This is a genomic window from Amycolatopsis keratiniphila (genome assembly GCF_000400635.2).
GTDB lineage: Bacteria > Actinomycetota > Actinomycetes > Mycobacteriales > Pseudonocardiaceae > Amycolatopsis > Amycolatopsis keratiniphila.
In genome coordinates, this window is sequence record NC_021252.1 from 7,056,550 (window position 1) to 7,075,240 (window position 18,691).

Below are 18,691 nucleotides of genomic sequence, written 5' to 3' on the forward strand. Positions count from 1 at the left end.
GGGCCGTCCGGGAAATAAATCCCGGACGGCCCCTCTTCGAACGAAGGACTCAGCCCTTGCGCTTCTGGACCTCTTCGGTCAGCTGCGGCGCGACGTTGAACAGGTCGCCCACCACACCGAAGTCGGCGATCTCGAAGATCGGCGCCTCGGCGTCCTTGTTGACCGCGATGATGGTCTTCGAGGTCTGCATACCGGCGCGGTGCTGGATCGCGCCCGAGATGCCCAGCGCGATGTACAGCTGCGGCGAGACCGTCTTACCGGTCTGGCCGACCTGGAACTGCGCCGGGTAGTAGCCCGAGTCGACGGCGGCGCGGGAAGCACCGACGGCGGCACCGAGCGAGTCGGCGAGCGCCTCGACGACGTCGAACTTGTCGGCCGAGCCGACACCGCGGCCACCGGAGACGACGACCGACGCCTCGGTCAGCTCCGGCCGGTCGCCGCCGACGATCGGCTCGACACCGGTGATCCTGGCGGACTTCGCCGGGTCGCCCGCGGGGACCTCGACGGTCTCCTCGGCGGCCGCACCCTCGGCCGGGGCGGCCTCGACCGCGCCCGGGCGGACCGAGATGACCGGGACACCCTTGGTGGACTTGGACTTCACCGAGAACGCGCCACCGAAGATGGACTGGTCGACGCTGCCGTCGCCGTTCACGCCGACGGCGTCGTACAGCAGGCCGGAGCCGAGGCGGACCGCGACCCGGGCGGACACCTCCTTGCCTTCGGCGCTGGCCGCGACGAGCACGGCGGCCGGGGAGGTCCGCTCCGCCAGCGCGGCGAGGACGTCCACCTTCGGGGTGACCAGGAAGCCGGTGGCGTTGTCGCCCTCGGCGACGTACACCTTGGCGGCGCCGTGCGCGGCGAGGGCTTCCTTCGCCTTGGCGGCGGTGCCGGTCGGGCCGACGACGACCGCGGACGGCTCACCCAGTTCACGAGCGGCGGTCAGCAGCTCGAGCGTGACCTTCTTGACTTCACCGTCGACGTGGTCGACGAGGACGAGTACTTCAGCCATTTCCCTATTCCTCCTCGAAACCTGTCTCAGATGAGCTTCTGCGCGACCAGGTAGGCGGCCACCTTGCTGCCGCCGTCACCCTCGTCCTCGACGCGCTCACCGGCGGTGCGCGGCGGCTTCGGGGAGGCTTCGAGCACGGACGACCACGCGTTGCCGAGGCCGACCTCGCCCGCGTCGACACCCAGGTCGGCGACGGTCAGCGTCTCGACCGGCTTCTTCTTGGCGGCCATGATGCCCTTGAAGGAGGGGTAGCGCGGCTCGTTGATCTTCTCGCCGACGCTCACCACCGCGGGCAGGTTCGCCTCGAGGTGCGTGACGCCGTCCTCGGTGTAGCGGTCGGCCTTGATCGAGGTGCCGTCGACGGTCAGCTCGTTCACGTGGGTCAGCTGCGGCAGGCCGAGCAGCTCGGCGATGATCGCCGGCACGGCGCCACCGCGGCCGTCGGAGGCCTCGTTACCGGTGATGACCAGGTCGAAGCCTTCGACCTTCGAGATCGCGGCGGCCAGCACCTTGGCGGTGGCGATCGCGTCGGAACCGTGCAGGGCCTCGTCGGAGACGTGGATGGCCTTGTCAGCGCCCATGGACAGCGCCTTGCGGATCGCGTCGGTCGCACGGTCGGGACCCACCGAGACGACGGTGACCTCGCCCTCGCCGGCTTCCTTGATCTTCAGTGCTTCTTCGACGGCCTTCTCGTTGATCTCGTCGAGCACGGCGTCGGCGGATTCGCGGTCAAGAGTGTTGTCGGCACCGGAGAGCTTCCGCTCCGAGTAGGTGTCCGGTACCTGCTTGACCAGGACAACGATGTTCGTCATGGGTCTACTTCGACCTCCCGTTAGTGGCCGGCGTCGGCCACGGGGCAACAGCTCTACTGGCCGGTAGATTAGGGCCATTTCAGTGCCGCGGCCCGCCGAGGTGACCTCATTCACCTGGATGCACGTTTTAGTGGGACCATCGTCCAGGTAATTCACCCGGAAGTGAGTGTAACCGGCCGACTAACCCGAACGGCCGTATTCCGGGGTACGCGCGGAGATGGTGAAGGGATAACCTGCCCCACCATGCGTTCCATGCCCGGCCCTGTCGCCGTGATCACGGACTCGACCGCCTGCCTTCCCGCCCCGGTCGCCGAACGCTGGGGAATCGGCGTCGTTCAGGTCCAACTGCAGGTCGGAGAGCAGTTCGACGAGGAGAACCGCTACGACCGCGAGGAAATCATCGGCCATCTGCGGGCGGGGACGCCGGTGAAGACGGCACCGCCCGAGGTCGCCGCGTTCTTCTGGGCGTTCCAGGACGCCGCGAGCAAGGGCGCGTCCGCGATCGTCAGCATCCACATCTCGGGACGGATGTCGGAGACGGTGAACGCCGCCCGCGAGGCCGCCCAGCAGGTGAACATCCCCGTGCACGTCCTCGACAGCGGGACCACCGGGATGAGTCTCGGTTTCGCGGCGACCTCGGCGGCCAAGGTCGCCGCCGCCGGCGGGCAGGCCACCCGCGTCATCGACGCGGCCGAACGCCGCTTCCGCGGCAGCCGGGAGATCCTCTACGTCGACACGCTGGAGTTCCTCCGCCGCGGCGGCCGGATCGGCGCGGCGCAGGCGTTCCTCGGCTCCGCGTTCTCGATCAAACCCCTGCTGACCCTGAAGAACGGCGAGGTCGCCCCGCTGACCCGGGTGCCGGGCCAGCGGCGGGCGCTCAACAAACTCGTCGACCTCGCGGTGGAATGCGCGGGCGATCAGGAGGTGGAGGTCGCCATCACCCGGTTCGGCCCGGACGAGCGCGACCTCGAGATCGGCGGGCGGCTGCGGGCGCGGCTGCCGCATATGGTCGACAGCACCCTGGTGGACGCCAGCATGATCCTCGGCGCCCACCTCGGGCCGGGTGCCATCGGCATCACGGTGTCGCCGGTGTAGCCCGCTTCGACGGGATCAGCGCCAGCACCACCGGGAGCACCGCGCCCAGCGCGGTCGTCGCGACGATCAGCACCTGGTCCACCGGCTCGAAATGCGAGACGTGGCCCAGGTGGTAGAGGAAGTGCGGCAGTCCGAAGCAGAAGGTGGCGAGCGCGGCGAGCCTGGCCACCGCGGTCGTCCCGATCACGGCGGCGCCGATCAGGATCGCGGCGAGCGCCAGGTTGAGGCCGCCGAAGTCCTGGATCAGGTGTTCGTTGAAGGGGCCGTCCATCGCCACCCAGCCGGTGCGGAACCCCGGGAAGTTCCGGTAGAAGCCCTCCGGGCTGAACAGCGGCCACAGCCCCACGGGCAGTTCGATGAGGCCGAAGACGACGAGCAGTACGCGGGTGAATGTCCGTTGCATACCTCCTGGACTGCGTGGCGCCGCGAAACGTGACACGCGGGCCGAAGTGACCGGCCGGTAGGGTCGCGGCGTGACCACCCCAGCCACCAGGGCCGAAGCGCTGCACCTCACCGGTGAACGCACCGTGCCGGGCATCGCCGAGGAAAACTATTGGTACCGCCGTCACGAGGCCGCGTATCAAAAGCTCCTGCCGCTGTGCGAGGGCAAGACCGTCCTGGAGGCAGGCTGCGGCGAGGGCTACGGCGCCGGGCTCATCGCCACCGTGGCCGAGCGGGTGCTCGCCCTCGACTACGACGTCCCCACCACCGAGCACGTCGCCCGGCGCTACCCCGGCATCGGCGTGGCGAGGGCGAACCTGGTGTTCCTGCCGCTGCGGGACGCGTCGGTCGACGTCGTCGCCAACTTCCAGGTGATCGAGCACCTCTGGGATCAGGGTGCCTTCCTCGCCGAATGCCGGCGCGTGCTCTCCCCCGGCGGACGGCTGATCGTCACCACGCCCAACCGGCTGACCTTCACCCCGGACAGCGACACCCCGCTCAACCCGTTCCACACCAGGGAACTCGCACCGTCCGAATTGGACGAACTGCTGCGCGACGCCGGTTTCGAGGTCGAGACGCTGCACGGGCTCCACCACGGCGAAGGCGTGGCGAAGCTCGACGCCAAGTACGGCGGTTCGATCATCGACGCCCAGCTCGACGTCGTCATGGGGCAGCTGCCCGGGCAGGCGACCTGGCCGGCGGAACTGCTCGCCGACGTCGAAGGCATCAAGGCCGCGGACTTCGCGATCCACGGTGAAGAACTCGACGCCAGCCTCGACCTGGTCGCCGTGGCGGTGCGCCGATGAGCGAGTACGAAGGCACGTTCTGCCTCGTCGTGCACAGCCATCTGCCGTGGCTGCCGCACCACGGATCCTGGCCGGTCGGCGAGGAATGGCTCTACCAGGCGTGGGCGCATTCCTACCTGCCGATGGTCGATCTCTTGCGCCGCTTCGCCGACGAGGGCCGCGAAGACGTCCTCACCCTCGGGATGACGCCGATCCTCGCCGCCCAGCTCGACGACCCGTACAGCATCGACGCCTTCCACGACTGGCTCGGCCACTGGCAGCTGCGCTCCTGGCACGCGTCCACGCTGTGGCGCGGCGACCCGCTGCTGCGCGACCTCGCGGCGAGTGAGTACCGGACGGCGATCAAGGCCTCGGAAGAGCTCGAAACCCGCTGGCGGCACGGTTTCTCACCGATCCTTCGGTCCTTTGTGGACAACGGGACGATCGAACTGCTCGGCGGCCCGCTGGCGCATCCGTTCCAGCCGCTGCTCGACCCGGCGGTCCGCGACTTCATGCTGCGCGGCGGCCTGGCCGACACCGCGCTGCGGATCGGACGGCGTCCCGAAGGCATTTGGGCACCCGAATGCGGCTACGCGCCCGGTATGGAAACCGGCTACGCCGCCGCGGGCGTCCAGCGGTTCATGGTCGACGGTCCTTCCCTGCACGGTGACACCTCGGCGGCCCGGACCGTCGGCGATTCCGACGTCGTGTGTTTCGGCCGCGACCTCGAAGTCACGTACCGCGTCTGGTCACCGAAGGCCGGATATCCCGGCCACGCCGCCTATCGCGACTTCCACACCTGGGCCCACGAAGTCGGCCTCAAACCCTCGCGGGTGACCGGCAAGACCGTCGAACCGCCGGACAAGGCGCCGTACGACCCGGCGATGGCGACGGCCACCCTCGGCGGCCACGTCCAGGACTTCGTCGACACCGTCGTCGCCCGCCTGCGCTCGCTCAAGGCCGAGCACGGCCGCGAATCGCTCGTCGTCGCCGCGTACGACACCGAACTCTTCGGACACTGGTGGCACGAGGGCCCGGCCTGGCTCGAAGGCGTCCTGCGCGCGCTGCCCGAAGCAGGCGTCCGCGTCACGACGCTCAAGGGCGCGCTCGAAGCCGGTCATCTCGGCGGGAAGGTCGATCTCCCGGCGTCGTCGTGGGGCTCGGGCAAGGACTGGCGGGTCTGGGACGGCGAGCAGGTCGCCGACATGGTGCGGGACAACACCGCCCTACAGGACCGGATGCTCGACCTCGTCGCCGGAATGGACACCACGACGCGTGACTCCGTCCGCGATCAGGCCGTGGCCGAAGCGATGCTGGCGCTTTCGAGCGACTGGGCGTTCATGGTCACCAAGGACTCCGCCGCCGATTACGCGCGGCGGCGGGCGAAAGTGCACACGGAACGGTTCGACACGCTCGCCGGACTGCTCCGGGACGGTGCGCTCGACCGCGCGCGGGAGACCGCGGCCGCGTTCCGGCGCGACGACGGGCCGTTCGGTCACGTCGACGCGCGTGATCTGCTGAGGAAATGACGAAAGGGGCATCACCATGGGGATCCACGACATTCCGCTGAAGACGCTCGCGGGCGAGGACACCACGCTCGGCGCGCTCGAAGGCAAGACGCTGCTGGTGGTGAACGTGGCGTCGAAATGCGGGCTGACGCCGCAGTACACCGGACTGGAGAAGCTTCAGGAACGTTACGCGGACAAGGGTTTCTCCGTCGTCGGGTTCCCGTGCAACCAGTTCGCGGGCCAGGAGCCGGGCACCGCGGAGGAGATCCAGACCTTCTGCTCGACGACGTACGGCGTTTCGTTCCCGCTGTTCGAAAAGCTGGACGTGAACGGGGAAAGCCGTCACCCGCTCTACGCCGAACTGACCAAGGCGGCCGACGCGGAGGGCGCCGCCGGCGACGTCCAGTGGAACTTCGAGAAGTTCCTCGTCGCGCCGTCCGGTGAAGTGGTGGGCCGATTCCGCCCGCGCACCGAACCCGAAGACGAGACGATCACCAAGGCGATCGACGCCGCGATCGGCTGATTCCTTTTCCCGGGAATTCGGTGACCAAAGTCCCCGAATATCCCCGCCGCTCGCGCGATGGCCGGTTGCTCGATCACAAACCCTTGCCACACAAGGGAAACGCTGACATTCCCGGGTGAAGCGCCATACCCGATTGCACTATGGCGCCACCCCGGGGACAGGGGAACACTCTTTCGTCGGGAGTCCCGCACTTGAGTCAGCACCGACAACCAGAAAAGTGTGGCAGACATGATCGAAAACAACATGATCCCGGACGATTTCCTCTCCCTCGCGAGCGTGCAGGCGGCGGAAGAGGACGCGTTGCTGAACCGGCAGAACGTGGTGGGTGTCGCGCTCGGCACCAAATGGTCCGGCGGGAGGGACACCGGCGAGAAGGCGATCACCGTCCTCGTCGACACGAAGATGCCGCACGAGATGCTGCGTGAGGACGACCTCGTCCCGTCGACGCTGGCCGGGGTGCCCACCGACGTCCAGGAGGTCGGTGTGCTGCAGGCGGGTCGCAGTATCGCGGCACCGAAGGCGAACGGCTCGCCGTCGGTACTCGACGACGTGCCGTCGCCCGCACTGAGCCGCCCCGACGAACTCGCCCGTGAGCAGGTCGGCCCGTTCACCCTCGCCAAGCGGTTCCGCCCGGCGTTCGGCGGGCTGAGCGTCGGCCACTTCAAGATCACCGCCGGCACCTACGGCACCGCGGTCTACGACGCCACGGCACTGCCCGGCAAACCGGCGAAGTACTACATCCTGAGCAACAACCACGTGCTCGCGAACTCCAACGCCGCCGCCATCGGCGATCCCATCCTGCAGCCCGGCCCGTTCGACGGCGGTGTCGTCCCCACCGACGTCATCGCGAGGCTGAGCCGCTTCGTGCCGATCAAGTTCATCGCCGCCGGCCAGCCGGTGCCGCTGAACTTCGTCGACGCCGCCATCGCCGAGGGCCAGTTCCACGACCTCGACCGGCGGATCTTCTGGGTCGGCGACCTCAAGGGCACCAACGTGGCCCCCGCGGTCGGCACCGTGGTGCAGAAGACCGGCCGGACCACGAACTGGACCACCGGGCGGATCACGAACATCAACGCCACCGTCGACGTGAACTACGGCGGCGGCCGGGTGGCCCGGTTCGCGCAGCAGCTCCTCACCACCGACATGTCGGCGGGCGGCGACTCGGGCAGCCTCGTGGCGGACCTGAGCGAGAACGCCGTCGGCCTGCTGTTCGCCGGTTCGCCGGTGGTCACCGTGATCAACCGGATCACGCTGGTCGAGGCCGCGCTCGGGATCAAGGTGCATCCGTAGTGGCCGAAGACGTGTCGGATGTCGATGCCGCCCTCGTGGCGGCGTCCCGGTGGCTCGACGACGTCCCCGGAGTGGTCGGGGTCGGACAGGGCGAGGCCGAGGGGGCACCCACGATCGACGTGTGGATGACCCCCGGTCACGACTCCGGGCAGTTGCCTTCTCAGCTGCTCGGAGTGCCCGTCCGGGTCCGTGACTCCGGCGGTCCGGTGGAGGCCCGGCCGGACTGACCCGTCTCGATGACCGCGCGATTGCGGGCGGCGACGATTCCCGCGTCCGCCTTCACCACCCGCCGGTCGTAGGTGAGCAGGCCGTTGACCTCGTTCTCGACGTCGGTGGTCTGCGTGTAGATCGCGCCGGAAAGGCCGGTTCCGGCGACGATCCGTTCGAGGTTCTCGCTGACCTCGGCATAGCGCTTCGTCAGCTGTGCCGGGGTCGGCGTCATCTCGTAGGCCTGCGGCTCGCCCGGCCAGCGATGCCCGTCGACGACGAGGCCGAGCCCGCCGTACTCGCCGTCGACGATCACCCTGTGGTCCTTCACCGCGGGGCTCCCCGGCCCGACGTAGGTATGGTCGTCGTAGACGTCACCCGCGCCGGTGTCCGGCCGGGAGAAACAGCAGTTCACCCCGCTGTTCGCGATGACGTGCCTCGTCGGGTCGAGGTCCTTCACCAGCTTCGCGATGCGCGCGGTGTCGAATTCTCCCCAGCCCTCGTTGAACGGCACCCAGCCGACGATCGAGGTCACGCCGCGCAGTTGCTCGATCATCTCGGTCAATTCGGCTTCGAATCGCTCTTGTGCCTCCGGGACCGGGTCGGGCGCCGTCCCGGGCGGACCGTCGAAGGAGACGGTGAGCGACGGCATGTCCTGCCAGACGAGCAGGCCCAGCCTGTCCGCCCAGTGGTACCAGCGTTCCGGCTCGACCTTGACGTGTTTGCGGACGAAGTTGAAGCCGAGCTCCTTGGTCTTCTCCAGGTCGAACCGCAGCGCCTCGTCGGTGGGCGCGGTGTGGATCCCGTCGGGCCAATAACCCTGGTCGAGCGGGCCGTGGAGGAAGGTGATCCGGCCGTTGAGCGCGATCCGCGGCCTGCCCTGGGCGTCGGCGACCGTGCCGATCGTCCGGAGCCCGGTGTAGGACTCGACGACGTCGAGCACGTTGCCGCTTTCGTCGAGCAAGCGGACCTGGAGGTCGTAGAGATAAGGGTCGTCCGGCGTCCACAGGTGCGGCGCAGGAAGGTTTGCGCGCAACCGCTGCCCCGCCTCTCCTTCGACGCGGGCCACTTCCGCGCCCTCGGGCTCGCTGACGATCATCTCGACCCGGGCGCCGCCTGTGACCTTGGGCACAACGGTCACCCCTTCGAGATCCGGGATCAGCGGCAATTCCCGGATGTGCGCGGACGGCACAGGCTCCAGCCAGACGGTCTGCCAGATCCCCGAGGCGGCGGTGTAGAAGATCCCTTTCGGGTCGTTCCGCTGCTTGCCGACGGGATGCGTCGAGGCGTCTGTCCGATCCGTCGCGCGGACGGTGAGTTCCTGCGATCCGGACGGGCGCAGGACGTCGGTGATGTCCGCGCTGAAGGCCGTGTACCCGCCTTCGTGGACGGCCACCTCCTGGTTGTTCACCCAGACCGTCGCGGACTGGTCGACGGCGCCGAAGTGGAGCAGCACCCGCTGGCCGTCCCACCCGGACGGGACGTGGAAAACCTTGCGATACCAGAGGGTTTCGTCCCGCCGTCCGATGCCGGAGAGCGCCGACTCCGGCGGGAACGGCACCAGGATCCGCTCGCCGTACCCGTCGCGGCGGGGCGCGCCGCTGCCCGCGTACTCCCAGACGCCGTTGAGGTTCAGCCAGCGTTCGCGGACCAGCCGGGGACGCGGGTACTCCGGCAGCGCATCGCCCGGTCCGACCTGCGCGGACCACGGCGTCGAGAGCACCGGTTCGACGGTCTTGAAGGCCGGTCCGGCCGCGTTCACCGAGGAGGTCATCGACCCGATGGTGGCAAAGATCGCCGCGCCTGTCGCCCTCGATCGGGTTCACCGGCAGGGGTGATCGCCCGGTCCCGGTGACGACCGACTCACGAGTAACCTCCACCCATGCGCGTGCTGATGTTGTCGTGGGAGTACCCACCCGTGGTCGTCGGCGGACTCGCACGGCACGTCCACGCCCTGGCCCGGCATCTCGCCAGGCAGGGGCACGACGTGGTCGTCCTGTGCCGTCACACGGCGGGCACCGACGCCGAGACCCATCCGAGGACCGATCGCGTGGTCGAGGGCGTCCGGATCATCCGGGTCGCCGAAGACCCGATGCACGTGACCTTCGAACGGGACCTCGTCGCGTGGACGCTGGCCATGGGGCACGCGATGGTCCGCGCCGCCACCGATCTGCTGCGCACGTGGCAGCCGGACGTCGTGCACGCGCACGACTGGCTGGTCACCCACCCCGCGATCGCGATCGCGGAGGCCGCGCGGGTGCCGCTGGTCGGCACGATCCACGCCACCGAGGCCGGACGGCACTCCGGCTGGCTCTCGCATCCGCTGAACCAGCAGGTGCACTCCGTCGAGTGGTGGCTCGCGAACCGCTCGGACGCGCTGATCACCTGTTCGCAGGCCATGCGCCGCGAGGTGGCGCATCTGTTCGAGGTCGACGCCGACGCGGTCACCGTGATCCACAACGGCATCGAGGAGCGCACCTGGCAGGTGCCGGAGGAGGAGGTCGCGCACGCGCGCGAGGTCTACAGCCCCTCCGGCGCGCCGCTGCTGCTCTACTTCGGGCGGCTGGAATGGGAGAAGGGCGTGCAGGACCTGCTCGCCGCGCTCCCCCGGATCCGCCGGGCCAAACCGGGGACGCGGCTGGTCGTCGCCGGCAAGGGGCGGCATCTGGAGGAACTGGTCGACCAGGCCCGCAAGCTGCGTGTCCGGCGAGCGGTGGACTTCGTCGGGCACCTGTCCGACCGCGAACTGCGCGCCGTGCTGGCCGCGGCCGACGCCGTCGTGCTGCCCAGCCGGTACGAGCCGTTCGGGATCGTCGCGCTGGAGGCCGCCGCCGCGAAGGCGCCACTGGTGGCTTCGACCGCGGGCGGGCTCGGCGAGGTCGTCGTCGACGGCGAGACCGGCCTGGCGTTCAGCCCCGGCGATGTCGAGGCGCTCGGGGACGCCGTCGAGGCGGTGCTGGACGACGAGGTCGCCGCCGCGCGGCGGGCGCTGACCGCGCAGTCGCGGCTGGCCGCGGACTTCGACTGGGGGCGGATCGCGGAGGCGACCGTGGCCGTCTACCGGCGTGCCCGCGTCGGTGAGCCGGTGGAGCTGGGGCGGCCGAAGATCGCGACCGGCAACGCCTTCGAGCCCTGAGCACGCGCATTCAGAGGACTAAACGCGCTGGAACAGGCCTGGGTCGGTGACCGAATTCGGCACTTTCGCGTGTCTGGATGGACGCCACGCGTGTCTGGGTGGACGACACCTGTGACCAGAGGGACGGCACCTGTGATTGGACGGACGACACTCTCGCAGCCGAGTTCCCACCGCGTGTCGTCCGTCCAATCACGCGTGTCGTCCGTCTGGTCACGTGCGTCGTCCCTCCCGTCACGCGAAACCGCCCGCAGTACATGAAGGCGAGGCGTGAAGGTCGAGTTTCCTCGGCTGAGCCGAGGGAAGGGGGCCTTCACGCGCTACCGCTGTGGGGGCGAAGGGGAATCCGGGACGTCGGGGGACCCGGATCCCCCTTCACGAGCGACGCGGGTCGCGAGGGGCGCGACCCCCGGGGCTGCTCTAGGTGGCGAAGATCAGAAGTGGCACGGCCGGACACAGTCCGGCTGCACCGAGATCCCGGCCGAGGCGGACACCGCGGGGGCGGCGAGGGCGACGGCGAGGACGGCGAAGGTCGCGGCCAAGAGCGTTCTCAACTGCTTCTTCATGGTGGCTCCTCGGGGAAACGGGCGGATTTCCCGCCCGGCGCCGAGCATCCGCGCGACCCGCCACCGAAACAACGGGGGTATCACTAGGTACCCCTACCTAATCGCGGTCCGTGACCGATTCGTCCGGTCCTGTGGCGGACCTGGCGGAAGCCGCGGAAACCCCGCCCACTGCGGTGTGGGGGTGAGCGGGGTCCCCGCGGCGAAGCGCACGCCCGACAAGGCGCTACCGGAAGGGCGCGCGCGTGAAGCGGGTCCGGTGGCGGGGAGCCTCCGCCACCGGACCCGTTGGGCCACACCGTCCCAAACCGGTGTGGAACCCGGCCGCCCCGCGTCAGGTAGAGGCGGCCGGAGCCTTGATCAGTGCGTGGTCAGGTATCGCGCGTACGCACCGGTGGTGAGGAAGCTCGGCAGCTTCTCGCCCAGCGCGGTCTCGGTGAAGATCTCGTAGGCGTCGTCGAGACGGGTGCCCTCGCCCAGTTCGGAACGCACCGACGCCAGCTCTTCGTCCAAATAGGACACGGCGAGTTCGCGGGTGAGCGCGGTGCCGTCTTCGAGCTTCGTGCCGTTGCGGATCCACTGCCACACCTGGCAGCGCGCGATCTCGGCGGTGGCGGCGTCCTCCATCAGGTTGTGGATCGCCGCCGCGCCGGTGCCGCGCAGCCAAGCGTCGATGTAGCGCAGCGCGACGTTGATGTTGGCGCGGACACCGGCTTCGGTGACCTCGCCGCCCGCGCTGGCGACGTCGAGCAGGTCCTCGGCGGTCACGGTGACGTCTTCACGGAGCTTGCCGAGCTGGTTCGGCCAGCCGCCGAGGACGTTGTCGAACACCTCGCGGCAGACCGGGACGAGGCCGGGGTGCGCGACCCACGAGCCGTCGAAACCGTCGTTCGCCTCGCGTTCCTTGTCCTGGCGGACCTTCTCCAGCGCGGTCGCGTTGATCTCCGGGTCCTTGCTCGGGATGAACGCGGCCATCCCGCCGATGGCGTGCGCCCCGCGCTTGTGGCAGGTGCGCACCAGCAGTTCGGTGTAGGCCCGCATGAACGGGACGGTCATCGTCACCTGCGCGCGGTCCGGGAGCACGAAGTCCGCGCCGTGCGAGGAGAAGTTCTTGATGACGCTGAAGATGTAGTCCCAGCGGCCGGCGTTCAGCCCGGCGACGTGCTCGCGCAGTTCGTAGAGGATCTCCTCCATCTCGAACGCGGCGGTGATCGTCTCGATCAGCACGGTGGCCCGGATCGTGCCGCGCGGGATGCCGAGTTCCCGTTGCGCCAGCAGGAAGACGTCGTTCCACAGCCGCGCTTCGAGGTGGTTCTCGAGCTTCGGCAGGTAGAAGTACGGGCCGCTGCCGCGGGCCAGCAGCTGGCGCGCGTTGTGGAAGAAGTAGAGGCCGAAGTCGACCAGGCTCGCCGAAACCGGGCGGCCGTCGATGCGGATGTGCTTCTCCACCAGGTGCCAGCCGCGGGGGCGGGCGACGATCGTCGCGGGCTCGTCGCCGATCGTGTAGCGCTTGCCCGCTTCGGTGGTGAAGTCGATGTTGCGGCGGATCGCGTCGAACAGGTTGAGCTGTCCGTCGATCACGTTGTGCCAGGTCGGCGACGTCGCGTCCTCGAAGTCGGCGAGCCAGACCTTCGCGCCGGAGTTGAGCGCGTTGACCGTCATCTTGCGGTCGGTCGGGCCGGTGATCTCGACGCGGCGGTCTTCGAGACCGGGCGCGGACGGGGCGACCGACCAGCTGCTGTCGTCGCGGATCGCGTGCGTCTCGGGCAGGAAGCCCAGCGGCTCCTCACCGGACTGCAGCTTCTCGCGGCGCAGACGGCGCGCGTCGAGCAGTTCGCGGCGGCGGCCGGCGAACGCGTTGTCCAGTTTGGCCACGAAGTCCAGCGCGGCCGGGGTGAGGATCTCGGCGAACCGGTCACCGGCGGGTCCGCAGACGTCGATCCGGTAGTTCAGCTTCTCAACCATGGTGTGCCTCCGCTGGGCTTCGCGAGAGAGAGGGAAGGGGATGGGGGGTGGCGGTCTCCCCTGGGAGTCGGGAGACCGCCACCCGGCATCTACTTGCGAGGGATCAGAACTGCTCGGCCTCGGTGGAACCGGCGAGCGCGGTGGTCGAGCTCTCCGGGTTCAGCGCGGTCGCGACGTTGTCGAACCAGCCGGTGCCGACCTCGCGCTGGTGCTTCGTGGCGGTGTAACCGCGGTCCTCCGAAGCGAACTCGCGCTCCTGCAGGTCGACGTAGGCGGTCATGCCCTCGCGGGCGTAACCGTGCGCCAGGTCGAACATCGAGTAGTTCAGGGCGTGGAAGCCGGCCAGGGTGATGAACTGGAACTTGTAGCCCATGTGGCCGAGTTCGCGCTGGAACTTCGCGATCGTCGCGTCGTCCAGGTGCTTCTTCCAGTTGAACGACGGCGAGCAGTTGTAGGCCAGCATCTGGTCCGGGTACTTGGCCTTGATCGCCTCGGCGAACTGGCGGGCGACCTCGAGGTCCGGCTTGGAGGTCTCCATCCACAGCAGGTCGGCGTACTCGGCGTAGGCGAGACCGCGGTCGATGCAGGGGTCGATGCCGTTGGTGACGTTGTAGAAGCCCTCGGCGGTGCGCTCGCCGGTGACGTACTTGCGGTCACGCTCGTCGACGTCGCTGGTGATCAGCGTGGCGGCCTGCGCGTCGGTGCGGGCGACGATCAGCGACGGCACGTTCAGCACGTCCGCGGCGAGGCGGGCGGCGTTCAGCGTGCGCTCGTGCTGCTTGGTCGGGATGAGCACCTTGCCACCCAGGTGACCACACTTCTTCTCGGAAGCGAGCTGGTCCTCCCAGTGCACACCGGCGGCACCGGCGGCGATCATGCCCTTCATCAGCTCGAAGGCGTTGAGCGGGCCACCGAAGCCGGCCTCGGCGTCGGCGACGATCGGGGCGTACCAGTCGATGTCGGTGTTGCCCTCGGCCCAGTTGATCTGGTCGGCGCGGCCCAGCGCGTTGTTGATGCGGCGGACGACGGCGGGCACCGAGTTGGCCGGGTAGAGGCTCTGGTCCGGGTAGGTCTGGCCGGAGAGGTTGGCGTCGGCGGCGACCTGCCAGCCCGACAGGTAGATGGCCTTGAGGCCGGCGCGCACCTGCTGCACGGCCTGGTTACCGGTCAGGGCGCCCAGCGAGTGGACGTAGTCCTCGGTGTGCAGGAGGTCCCACAGCTTCTCGGCGCCGCGGCGAGCGAGCGTGTGCTCCTCGACCACGCTGCCGCGCAGCTTGACCACGTCAGCCGCGGAGTACGACCGCTTCACGCCCGCCCAGCGGGGGTCGGTCTCCCACTGCTTGGCCAGTTCGGCGGCCGCCTGCTCCAGCTGCTGCGCGTGCTGAGTCATCGGATTCTCCCGGTGTTGCGAAGTTTGCGAGTGATCGCCTTTCCTGATTCGACCCTGACATGACTGGGGAAATCCGATCCAGGCCTCCAATTTGCCAATTTCTGCGAAGCTTCCGTAGCATCTTGCAAAGGTTGCGAATCGCAGGTTCGCAAGCGGAGCGAAAATTCACGTGCTTGACCGTTCACTGAATCGTTCAGGCCCGGAAACCTTGCGGACAGAGAGGCCTCAGTGGACAAAACCTTCGCCGGAGCGAAGCTGCGGCATCTGCGCGAAAGCCGGTCGATGAGCCAGGCGGATCTGGCTCGTGTGCTGGAGATCTCACCCAGTTATCTCAATCAGATCGAGCACAACTCGCGTCCGCTGACCGTCCCGGTGCTCCTTCGCATCACGCAAGCGTTCGGAGTGGACACCGAGTTCTTCGCGAACAACGACACCGCGCGGCTGGTCGCGGACGTGAAGGAAGCGCTGCTCGACGAGGTGCTCGGCGTCGACGTCACGAACAGCGAGCTCAACGACCTGGCCACGAACCTGCCGACGATCGCCCAGGCACTGGTCAAACTGCACCGCAGCTACCGCAACGCCGTCGAAAACACCGCCGCGCTGACCACGGAAAACGGCCTCGGCCTGCACGGGAGCGCCGCCACCGCTCTGCCGCACGAAGAGGTCCGCGACTTCTTCTACGAGCGGGAGAACTACGTCGCCGAGCTGGACGAACGCGCCGAACGCATGGCGCACGACATCCCGTTGCAACGCGGTCAGGTGCTCGCGGCGCTGAAGGAAACGCTGATCCAGCGCTACGGCGTCGACGTCACGAGCGAAGGCATCGACGAGGCCAACGGCGAACAGCACCGGTACGAACCCGGGCCGCGGGTGCTGCGGCTGGCGCCGAGCCTCCGGGTCGGGCAGCAGGCGTTCCGGATGGCCTCGCAGATCGCCCTGCTCGAATACGACGACCTGATCACCGAACTCGCCGACTCGTGGGCGTTCTCCGGGCCCGCCGCGCGTTCGCTGGCCCGCGTCGGGCTCGCGAACTACTTCGCGGGCGCGCTGATCCTCCCCTATGGACCGTTCCTGTCCACCGCGGAGCGCTTCCGCTACGACATCGAGCGGCTGTGCGACCACTTCGGCGTCGGCTTCGAGACGGTCTGCCACCGGCTCTCGACGTTGCAGCGGCCGAAGAACCGCGGCGTGCCGTTCTCGTTCGTGCGCGTGGACCGGGCGGGGAACATGTCGAAACGCCAGTCCGCGGCCGGTTTCCACTTCTCCCGTGTCGGCGGCGCGTGTCCACTGTGGAACATCTACGAGGCGTTCACCCAGCCCGGCAAGATCCTCACCCAGATCGCGACCCTGCCCGACGGCAAGAGCTACTTCTGGGTCGCGCGGACGGTGTCGCGCAACATCGGCGGCTACGGCAGCCCCGGCAAGACGTTCACCGTCGGCCTCGGCTGCGAACTGCGGCACGCGAAACGGCTGATCTATTCGACCGGGCTCGACCTCGACGACCGCGCCGCGGCCACGCCGATCGGCATGGGCTGCAAAGTCTGCGAACGCCCGGCCTGCTCGCAGCGCGCGTTCCCGACGATCGGCAAGCAGCTCACCGTCGACGAGAACACGAGCACCTTCGTCCCGTATCCGGCGGTGCCCAAGTCGCCTTGAGCCGTCCCGATCTCCCTGGCAGGGTTGCCGTCGACGGCCGCCGGTGTGACGGCGGCCACCGCACTGGGGAGAACTGAATGATCTTGGTGACCGGGGCAGGCGGCAACGTCGGCTCGGAACTGACCGGAATATTGGCGCGCGGCGGGCATCCCGTCCGCGCACTGGTCCGCACACCGCGGCCGTTACCGGACGGCGTCGACGCGGTGGTGGGAGATCTCAACGAGGCCACGAGCCTGAAACCCGCGTTGGACGGTGTCCGTGCGGTCTTCCTGCTCGGCGGCTACGAGGACATGCCCGGCGCGCTCGCGGTGATGCGGGACGCGGGTGTCGAGCAGGTGACGCTGCTGTCGTCCCGTTCGGTCGTCGGCGGGCACGCGGACAACGCCGTCGCCGGGATGCACATGGCGGCCGAGGCGGCGGTGCGCGCTTCGAAGCTGGCGTGGACCTTCCTGCGGCCGAGCGGGTTCATGTCGAACTCGCTGCAGTGGGTCCCGCAGCTCCGGGCGGGGGACGTCGTGCGCGAGCCGTTCGCGAACGTGCCGGTGGCGACGATCGACCCGTACGACATCGCCGCCGTCGCCGCGGAATCGCTGACCACGCCGGGACACGAAGGCCGGGCGTACGCCATCACCGGCCCGGGTTCGCTCCGGCCGGCCGACCGGCTCCGCGTCCTGAGTGAACTGTTGGGGCGGGAGCTGCGCCTGGAACCGCTTTCGGACGCCGAGGCGCGCGTGACGATGAGCGCGGAGATGCCGGCGAAGTACGTCGACGCTTTCTTCCGCTTCTTCGCCGAGGGCGAGTTCGACGACTCCGAGGTCACGGGTGCCGTCCAGGATCTGACCGGACGGGAGCCACGTCCGTTCGCGACCTGGGCACGGACGCATCTGGCCGCCTTCCGCTAGCCCCGCGTGTGTCATGAAAGGGTCGTTCAGGACGTTTTTCGTCCTGAACGACCCTTTCATGACATCCGGGTCACACCAGGAAGTGGAACAGCGGGCTGCCCGGTTCCACCCGTTCCACCTGGAGCGGGCTGACCTCCAGCCGGTGCAGAAGACCTTCCAGGTCACCCGGCCGCGCGAGTTCGACGCCGATCAGCGCCGGGCCGGTCTCGCGGCTGTTGCGCTTCACGTACTCGAACCGCGTGATGTCGTCGTCCGGCCCGAGGACCTCGTCGAGGAACCGCCGCAGCGCGCCGGGCTCCTGCGGGAACCCCACCAGGAAGTAGTGCTTCAGTCCTTCGTGGATCAGCGACCGTTCGAGCACCTCGCCGTAGCGGCTGACGTCGTTGTTGCCGCCGGAGACGACGCACACCACGATCTGCCCGGGGTCGATCTTCACCGTCGTGCCCAGCGCGGCGGTCGCGAGCGCGCCCGCGGGTTCGGCGATCACGCCGTCGGACTGGTACATCGCGAGCATCTCGGTGCAGATCGCGCCCTCGGCGACGTCGGTGAGCTCGACGCCGCCGTCGCGGACCAGCGGATACGTCACCGATCCGGCCTGCGCGACCGCCGCACCGTCCACGAAGGTATCGACGCTTTCGAGCCGCACCGGCTCCCCCGCCGCCAGCGCGGCCGCCATACAGGTCGCGCCCGCCGGCTCGACCCCGACGATCCGCATCTCCGGCGCGCGTTCCGCGGCCCACGCGGCGATCCCCGCGAGCAGGCCGCCACCGCCGACCGGCACCACCATGACGTCCGGGACGAACCCGAGCTGCGCGACGACCTCCATCGCGACCGTGCCCTGCCCGGCGACCGTCTCCGGCGCGTCGAACGCGGGGACCAGCGTCGCGCCGGTGTTCTCGGCGTCCTGCTTCGCGGCACTGAAGGCGTCTTCGTAGGTCTCGCCGACGACGATGACCTCGATATGCGAGCCGCCCAGCGTCGCGATGCGCTCGCGCTTCTGCCGGGGAGTCGTGCCGGGGACGTAGACGCGGCCGTTCGCGCCGAGGCGGCGGCAGGCGTACGCGACGCCCTGCGCGTGGTTGCCCGCGCTCGCGCAGACGACGCCGCGCTCCCGGTGCTCCGCGTCGAGCTGGACGATGAAGTTGTAGGCACCGCGGATCTTGTACGAGCGCACGGTCTGCAGGTCTTCGCGTTTGAGCCAGACGCGGGCGTCCACCCGCGCCGAAAGCCGCTCGTTCGGTTCGAGCGGCGTGCGGGTCACCACCCCGGCCAATCGCTTGGCGGCCTCTTCGACCGTTCGGGCGCTCACCGTTTCGATCCCTTGCACGAATGCTGAATGTACTGACCGGCCCCGGCCACGACGGAGAGTGGTCCAGTGGGTGCTTCACCGGGTTGTCGGTGGCCTGTGGTCC

Annotated in this window: 17 protein-coding genes; 9 read left to right on the forward strand and 8 right to left on the reverse strand. The window is 69.0% G+C overall.

The genetic code is table 11. The features are described from left to right. Positions 1-49: 49 nt before the first annotated feature. Complete coding sequence (locus AORI_RS72350) at positions 50-1,009, reverse strand: electron transfer flavoprotein subunit alpha/FixB family protein (protein WP_016336565.1); 960 nt, start codon at positions 1,007-1,009, stop codon at positions 50-52. Between the two features lie 26 nt (positions 1,010-1,035). After that, on the reverse strand, positions 1,036-1,821 hold the full coding sequence (locus AORI_RS72355) for an electron transfer flavoprotein subunit beta/FixA family protein (RefSeq protein WP_016336566.1): 786 nt from the start codon (positions 1,819-1,821) through the stop codon (positions 1,036-1,038). 243 nt (positions 1,822-2,064) lie between these two features. Between AORI_RS72355 and AORI_RS72360 the strand changes: the two genes are divergently transcribed. Next, positions 2,065-2,916, forward strand: a complete 852-nt coding sequence (locus AORI_RS72360; RefSeq protein WP_016336567.1) for a DegV family protein — start codon at positions 2,065-2,067, stop codon at positions 2,914-2,916. On the opposite strand, the gene AORI_RS72365 is transcribed toward AORI_RS72360, so the two are convergent. After that, on the reverse strand, positions 2,897-3,319 hold the full coding sequence (locus AORI_RS72365; protein WP_016336568.1) for a hypothetical protein: 423 nt from the start codon (positions 3,317-3,319) through the stop codon (positions 2,897-2,899). The genes AORI_RS72360 and AORI_RS72365 overlap by 20 nt on opposite strands. 70 nt (positions 3,320-3,389) lie before the next feature. On the opposite strand from AORI_RS72365, the gene AORI_RS72370 reads away from it, so the two are divergent. The 5 genes from AORI_RS72370 (at position 3,390) to AORI_RS72390 (ending at position 7,690) form a co-directional block, all read left to right on the forward strand. Beyond that, the gene (locus AORI_RS72370) at positions 3,390-4,163 is read left to right on the forward strand and encodes a class I SAM-dependent methyltransferase (RefSeq protein WP_016336569.1); all 774 of its coding nucleotides are present in this window, start codon (positions 3,390-3,392) and stop codon (positions 4,161-4,163) included. Next, positions 4,160-5,671 (forward strand): 1,4-alpha-glucan branching protein domain-containing protein, encoded by a 1,512-nt coding sequence (locus tag AORI_RS72375; RefSeq protein WP_016336570.1) that lies wholly within the window; start codon positions 4,160-4,162, stop codon positions 5,669-5,671. The genes AORI_RS72370 and AORI_RS72375 overlap by 4 nt, the downstream gene beginning before the upstream one ends. Before the next feature lie 16 nt (positions 5,672-5,687). Continuing rightward, entirely contained in the window at positions 5,688-6,173 is a 486-nt protein-coding gene (locus AORI_RS72380) for a glutathione peroxidase (protein WP_016336571.1), read from the forward strand. A 228-nt stretch (positions 6,174-6,401) separates the two neighbouring features. Continuing rightward, entirely contained in the window at positions 6,402-7,463 is a 1,062-nt protein-coding gene (locus tag AORI_RS72385) for a chymotrypsin family serine protease (RefSeq protein ID WP_016336572.1), read from the forward strand. Next, the gene (locus AORI_RS72390; protein WP_043848327.1) at positions 7,463-7,690 is read left to right on the forward strand and encodes a hypothetical protein; all 228 of its coding nucleotides are present in this window, start codon (positions 7,463-7,465) and stop codon (positions 7,688-7,690) included. The genes AORI_RS72385 and AORI_RS72390 overlap by 1 nt, the downstream gene beginning before the upstream one ends. Here AORI_RS72390 and AORI_RS72395 read toward each other — a convergent pair. Then, positions 7,624-9,444 (reverse strand): glycoside hydrolase family 2 protein, encoded by a 1,821-nt coding sequence (locus AORI_RS72395; protein ID WP_046199854.1) that lies wholly within the window; start codon positions 9,442-9,444, stop codon positions 7,624-7,626. The genes AORI_RS72390 and AORI_RS72395 overlap by 67 nt on opposite strands. A gap of 108 nt (positions 9,445-9,552) precedes the next feature. On the opposite strand from AORI_RS72395, the gene AORI_RS72400 reads away from it, so the two are divergent. Then, positions 9,553-10,806: a glycosyltransferase family 4 protein gene (locus AORI_RS72400; protein WP_016336574.1), complete on the forward strand. Its 1,254-nt coding sequence runs from the start codon at positions 9,553-9,555 to the stop codon at positions 10,804-10,806. A 431-nt stretch (positions 10,807-11,237) separates the two neighbouring features. Here the strand turns inward: AORI_RS72400 and AORI_RS84645 are convergent, their stop codons facing one another. The 3 genes from AORI_RS84645 to aceA all read right to left on the reverse strand — a co-directional run bounded on the left by AORI_RS84645 (position 11,238) and on the right by aceA (position 14,721). Then, positions 11,238-11,369: a hypothetical protein gene (locus AORI_RS84645; protein WP_255355370.1), complete on the reverse strand. Its 132-nt coding sequence runs from the start codon at positions 11,367-11,369 to the stop codon at positions 11,238-11,240. Positions 11,370-11,726: 357 nt separating this feature from the next. After that, positions 11,727-13,331 (reverse strand): malate synthase A, encoded by a 1,605-nt coding sequence (gene aceB / locus AORI_RS72405; protein ID WP_016336575.1) that lies wholly within the window; start codon positions 13,329-13,331, stop codon positions 11,727-11,729. Between the two features lie 103 nt (positions 13,332-13,434). Beyond that, entirely contained in the window at positions 13,435-14,721 is a 1,287-nt protein-coding gene (aceA, locus tag AORI_RS72410; protein WP_016336576.1) for an isocitrate lyase, read from the reverse strand. Positions 14,722-14,949: 228 nt separating this feature from the next. Between aceA and AORI_RS72415 the strand changes: the two genes are divergently transcribed. Further along, the gene (locus AORI_RS72415; RefSeq protein ID WP_016336577.1) at positions 14,950-16,377 is read left to right on the forward strand and encodes a short-chain fatty acyl-CoA regulator family protein; all 1,428 of its coding nucleotides are present in this window, start codon (positions 14,950-14,952) and stop codon (positions 16,375-16,377) included. Positions 16,378-16,454: 77 nt separating this feature from the next. Next, the gene (locus AORI_RS72420; RefSeq protein ID WP_016336578.1) at positions 16,455-17,279 is read left to right on the forward strand and encodes an NAD(P)H-binding protein; all 825 of its coding nucleotides are present in this window, start codon (positions 16,455-16,457) and stop codon (positions 17,277-17,279) included. A gap of 70 nt (positions 17,280-17,349) precedes the next feature. Here the strand turns inward: AORI_RS72420 and ilvA are convergent, their stop codons facing one another. Beyond that, positions 17,350-18,606: a threonine ammonia-lyase IlvA gene (ilvA, locus tag AORI_RS72425; RefSeq protein WP_016336579.1), complete on the reverse strand. Its 1,257-nt coding sequence runs from the start codon at positions 18,604-18,606 to the stop codon at positions 17,350-17,352. Positions 18,607-18,691 lie beyond the last annotated feature (85 nt).